The organism is uncultured Bacteroides sp. (assembly GCF_910585845.1).
Lineage (GTDB): Bacteria > Bacteroidota > Bacteroidia > Bacteroidales > Bacteroidaceae > Bacteroides.
Window position 1 is genome coordinate 1 of record NZ_CAJUHF010000090.1, and the last position, 5,061, is coordinate 5,061.

A 5,061-nucleotide genomic window follows, 5' to 3' on the forward strand; every position below is an offset into this window, starting at 1 on the left:
AATATTAAGATTATTATTGTGTTCGGACACAAGTTCCGATAAAATATGAAATATATGGAGTCTGAAAGAATACGTATCAAAGATATAGCCAAGATGGCAGATGTATCAGTGGGAACGGTAGATCGCGTGATACATGGACGCAGCGGTGTGTCGGAAACCAGCAGAAAGCGCGTGGAGGAAATCTTGAAACAGTTAGACTACCAGCCTAACATGTATGCCAGCGCATTGGCATCGAATAAGAAATATGCCTTCTCCTGTTTACTGCCACAACATGAGAAAGGCGAGTACTGGACTGCCGTTGAAGCAGGTATTCATGAAGCTCTGGTTACCTATTCGGACTTTAATATTTCTGTGAAACTCTCCTATTACGACCCGTTTGATTATCATTCATTCAGTAACGTGGCTCAAGACATCCTGAAACAGAATCCCGATGGAATCATGTTCGCTCCTACGGTTCCGCAGTATACCCAACCTTTTACAGAGGAGTTAAACAAACGTTCTATACCTTATATATATATAGACTCAAATCTGGAAGACGCTTCTGCACTCTCTTTCTTTGGACAAAATTCCCACCAAAGCGGACATTTTGCAGCCAAAATGATGATGTTGCTTGCCGGGAGTGAACAGGAACTTGTGATCTTTCGCAAAATAAATGAAGGAATCGTAGGATCCAATCAACAGGAACGACGGGAAATAGGCTTTCGGGAATATATGCAAAGACATCATCCTGACCGCATCATACGTGAGTTGAATTTACATGCCAAACATGATAGCAATGACGCCCAGATGCTGGACAATTTTTTCAGAGAACATCCGAATGTGAAAAATGGAATCACTTTCAATTCAAAGGTGTATATTGTCGGAGAATACCTACAGAAGCAAAAGAAAGAGAATTTCAACCTGATAGGATATGACCTGCTGGGACGTAACGTAGATTGTTTGAAACAAGGTAGTGTATTTTTCCTCATTGCCCAGCAACCTGGACTTCAGGGGTTTGATGGTATCAAAGCATTGTGTGATCATCTCATCTTCAAGAAAGAGATACCAAGAGTAAATTTCATGCCGATTGACTTATTGACAAAGGAGAACATTCAATTCTATTTCAATAAACAACGGTGTGTCCAACAGTGAGCGATTACTAATTTAACGAACAAGAATATGGAGACCAAGTATTTAAAAATCAACCCTGCGGATAATGTGGCGGTAGCTATAACCACCCTATCGGCTGGAGAAAGAGTCATTGTGGATGAAGTAGAAATAACATTAAATGAAGAGATCCCCGCCGGACACAAGTTTGCATTGAAAGATTTTGCAGAAGGCGAAAACGTTATCAAATATGGTTACCCCATTGGTCACGCACGGACGAAACAACAACAAGGAGATTGGATGAACGAAAAGAACATTCAAACGAATCTGGCAGGTTTGTTGGATTACACATATAACCCGACAACCGTCACACTAGACATCGCAAACAAGAACCTGACGTTCAAAGGATATCGTCGTAAGAATGGCGATGTAGGCATCCGCAACGAAATATGGATTATCCCGACCGTTGGTTGTGTGAACGGTATAGTCAATCAACTTGCAGAAGGACTGCGTCGTGAAACAGAGGGTAAAGGTGTAGATGCAATCATGGCTTATCCGCACAATTACGGTTGTTCCCAATTGGGCGACGACCATGAAAATACGAAGAAAATACTGCGCGACATGGTGTTGCACCCCAATGCAGGTGCCGTATTGGTAGTAGGATTGGGCTGTGAAAACAATCAACCGGACGTATTCCGTGATTTTTTAGGCGAATATGATGAAGATCGGGTGAAATTCATGGTAACTCAAAAGGTAGGTGACGAATATGAAGAAGGAATGAAACTGCTGCGTGAACTATACGAGAAAGCAAGTAAAGATGAACGTACAGATGTACCCTTGAGCGAACTTCGTGTGGGTCTGAAATGCGGTGGTTCAGACGGTTTCTCCGGTATTACGGCAAATCCATTATTAGGTATGTTCTCTGATTTCTTGGTGGCACAAGGCGGTACAAGCGTGCTGACGGAAGTACCGGAAATGTTCGGAGCAGAAACCATACTGATGAACCGTTGCCGCAACACGCAGTTATTCGAAGAAACCGTAAAACTGATAAACGACTTCAAAGAGTACTTCCTTTCACACGGCGAGCCTGTAGGAGAAAATCCATCTCCGGGAAACAAGGCAGGAGGTATCTCAACTTTGGAAGATAAAGCACTGGGATGTACGCAGAAATGTGGTAAGAGCTATGTAGAAGGTGTATTGCCATACGGTGAACGTCTGCAAGTGAAAGGACTGAACTTATTATCAGCACCTGGTAATGACTTAGTAGCTGCTACAGCATTGGCATCCTGCGGTTGCCACATGGTGTTATTCACTACAGGACGCGGCACACCATTCGGAACATACGTACCGACCATGAAGATATCCACCAATTCCGCATTGGCAAAAAACAAACCGGGCTGGATCGATTTTAATGCCGGAGTTATCGTAGAGAATGAACCGATGGAAAAGACTTGCGAACGCTTCACTGACTACATTATCCGAGTAGCAAATGGTGAGTTCGTAAACAATGAAAAGAAAGGATACAAAGAGATTGCAATCTTTAAGACTGGGGTCACTCTGTAAATAGAAGTATTGTATCAAACAGATTTTATAAGAAACCATTTGAGAGACGGAGTCAATAAAAGGCCTCGTCTCTCTAACTATTCGAAAGAAGCGCCGATAACTACAAATACCACCATATGCGCAATTCGACTAAAATTTCTCATAAAAGCATGAAATACCTATGTTTGATTTACATTATCTTTGCACGGTTTTAAAAAAAATAAGTTATTGGAAACTACCCATACAATAAATCAAAAGAAAGGCGGATGGTGGGCGTTAAGTCCATTAGCAGTATTCCTATGCCTATATCTAGTAATTTCAGTCATTGTAAACGACTTCTATAAGGTTCCCATCACGGTGGCATTCCTGTTGTCATCCTGTTATGCCATCGCATTGATGCGCGGATTGAGTCTGGAGAAACGGATATACCAGTTCACTGCAGGTGCCAGCAACAAGAACATCATGTTGATGATATGGATCTTCATCCTTGCCGGCGCCTTCGCACAGAGTGCCAAAATGATGGGAGCGATTGACGCAACCGTAAATCTTACGCTAAGCATTCTGCCCGGACATCTGCTATTAGCTGGCATATTCATTGCTGCCTGCTTCATATCACTCTCTATCGGAACCAGTGTAGGAACAATCGTAGCACTCACTCCCGTAGCCATCGGACTGGCAGATAAAACAGGAACGGCCTTGCCATACATGGTTGCCATCGTTATAGGCGGGGCTTTCTTCGGAGACAATCTCTCTTTCATTTCAGACACGACAATAGCATCCACCAAAACACAAGATTGCGTAATGCGTGACAAGTTTCGGGTAAATTCCATGATTGTAGTGCCTGCTGCACTGATCGTACTATGCATCTACATATTCCAAGGATTATCCCTATCAACTCCCACACAAATACAAGCTGTAGAATGGATAAAAGTCATCCCTTACCTCTTAGTTTTGGGAACAGCCATAGCAGGTATCAACGTTATGTTGGTCTTGCTGATAGGTATTCTGAGTACAGGCGTTATAGGCATCACTACCAGCGGAACAGATGCCAGCACAGCTTTCTTTGACTGGTTTGGTTCTATGGGAACGGGTATCACCGGAATGGGAGAACTCATTATTACGACCTTGTTAGCAGGAGGCATGCTCGAAATTATCCGCTACAACGGAGGTATAAACTTCATCATCTTCCGGCTGACGCGCCACGTGAAAGACAAGCGCGGAGCAGAACTAAGCATTGCCGCCCTTGTCAGCATCGCCAATTTATGTACGGCAAACAATACCATCGCCATCATCACCACCGGACCGATAGCCAAAGAAATAGCCCTGCGTTTCCAACTCGACCGACGGAAAACAGCCAGCATTTTAGATACCTTCTCCTGTCTGATACAAGGCATTATTCCCTACGGAGCCCAATTGCTCATAGCCGCCGGATTAACGGGCATCTCCCCCATCAGCATCATTGGAAGCCTGTATTATCCGTTTATGATGGGAATATGCGCGTTACTTGCCATACTAGTCAGATATCCCAGAAGATATTCCTGATTTATCTCGTGAGACAAAAAAATCCGTCTCGTGAGACAAAAAAAATCGTCCCACGATACGATTTTTCTCAGCTCATGGGATGAAAAAATCCGTCTCATGAGCTGAAATAAATGACCCCATGGTATAAAATAGAAAACTCCATTTTATACCGCTTAGACCGTTTGGCAGAACGAAACGGGTGTTTGGTAGATTTATTTTGGAGTTTCCCAAGCCTCCTCTTACCTTTGTATCAGAATTTTAAATATCAAGTTATGAATGTGAAAAGACATTTTTGGACTTTCGCATGTACCGTACTCTTTATCTGTAGCAGTGCGGCCACGGCGCAAGAAGTAGGCAAAAAAATGCCTGACCGACAGGAAAGAGGTTTCAAACCCATGCCCCTCTCGCCAGAGAAATCAGCACGGCATGCAACCGACCGTATGAACTCGTTACTCAATCTTACAGAAAAGCAGTATGACAAACTCTACAAACTGAATCTGAAATGGGCACGTGAAGACCAAAAGAATAATTCAACAGTACCTCCCATAAACAACAAACCGGAAGGAATGCCGAACTTCAGAGGAAGCAGAGGTTTTGACCAAAGACCACACGGAAACCGTCCACCCGAAGATATAGAACGTCGTCCGCCGCGCGATTTCGCATCGTCAAACGACAAAGAGAAGATAGAGAAACAACGCAAGAAGCGCGAGAAGAAACTTAAGAAGATACTTACCGATAAGCAGTATGTACGCTGGGTAGAAAAACAGCATCCCGCCGCCTTCTCGGGAAATCATAGAAAAGAAAAAGTCCCGAAGCACACTACTTCAGGACTTTTTCTCCATTTTACACCTTAAAACTGCGGTGCGTACGGCTCTAAGCCCAAGATATTCAAATATAATCAACTGTTATCAC

At 43.4% G+C, this 5,061-nt stretch carries 4 protein-coding genes; all 4 read left to right on the forward strand.

What is annotated here, in order from left to right; translation table 11 throughout:
- The first annotated feature begins 54 nt into the window (after positions 1-54).
- The 4 genes from QZ323_RS14385 (at position 55) to QZ323_RS14400 (ending at position 5,003) form a co-directional block, all read left to right on the forward strand.
- Positions 55-1,131 carry a LacI family DNA-binding transcriptional regulator gene (locus QZ323_RS14385; RefSeq protein WP_294635380.1) on the forward strand — a complete coding sequence of 359 codons (1,077 nt, stop codon included), beginning with the start codon at positions 55-57 and terminating at the stop codon, positions 1,129-1,131.
- Positions 1,132-1,158: 27 nt separating this feature from the next.
- Complete coding sequence (locus QZ323_RS14390; RefSeq protein WP_294635381.1) at positions 1,159-2,649, forward strand: altronate dehydratase family protein; 1,491 nt, start codon at positions 1,159-1,161, stop codon at positions 2,647-2,649.
- A 207-nt stretch (positions 2,650-2,856) separates the two neighbouring features.
- Positions 2,857-4,170 (forward strand): Na+/H+ antiporter NhaC family protein, encoded by a 1,314-nt coding sequence (locus QZ323_RS14395; RefSeq protein WP_294635382.1) that lies wholly within the window; start codon positions 2,857-2,859, stop codon positions 4,168-4,170.
- A gap of 251 nt (positions 4,171-4,421) precedes the next feature.
- Positions 4,422-5,003: a DUF4890 domain-containing protein gene (locus tag QZ323_RS14400; protein ID WP_294635383.1), complete on the forward strand. Its 582-nt coding sequence runs from the start codon at positions 4,422-4,424 to the stop codon at positions 5,001-5,003.
- Positions 5,004-5,061: the final 58 nt, after the last annotated feature.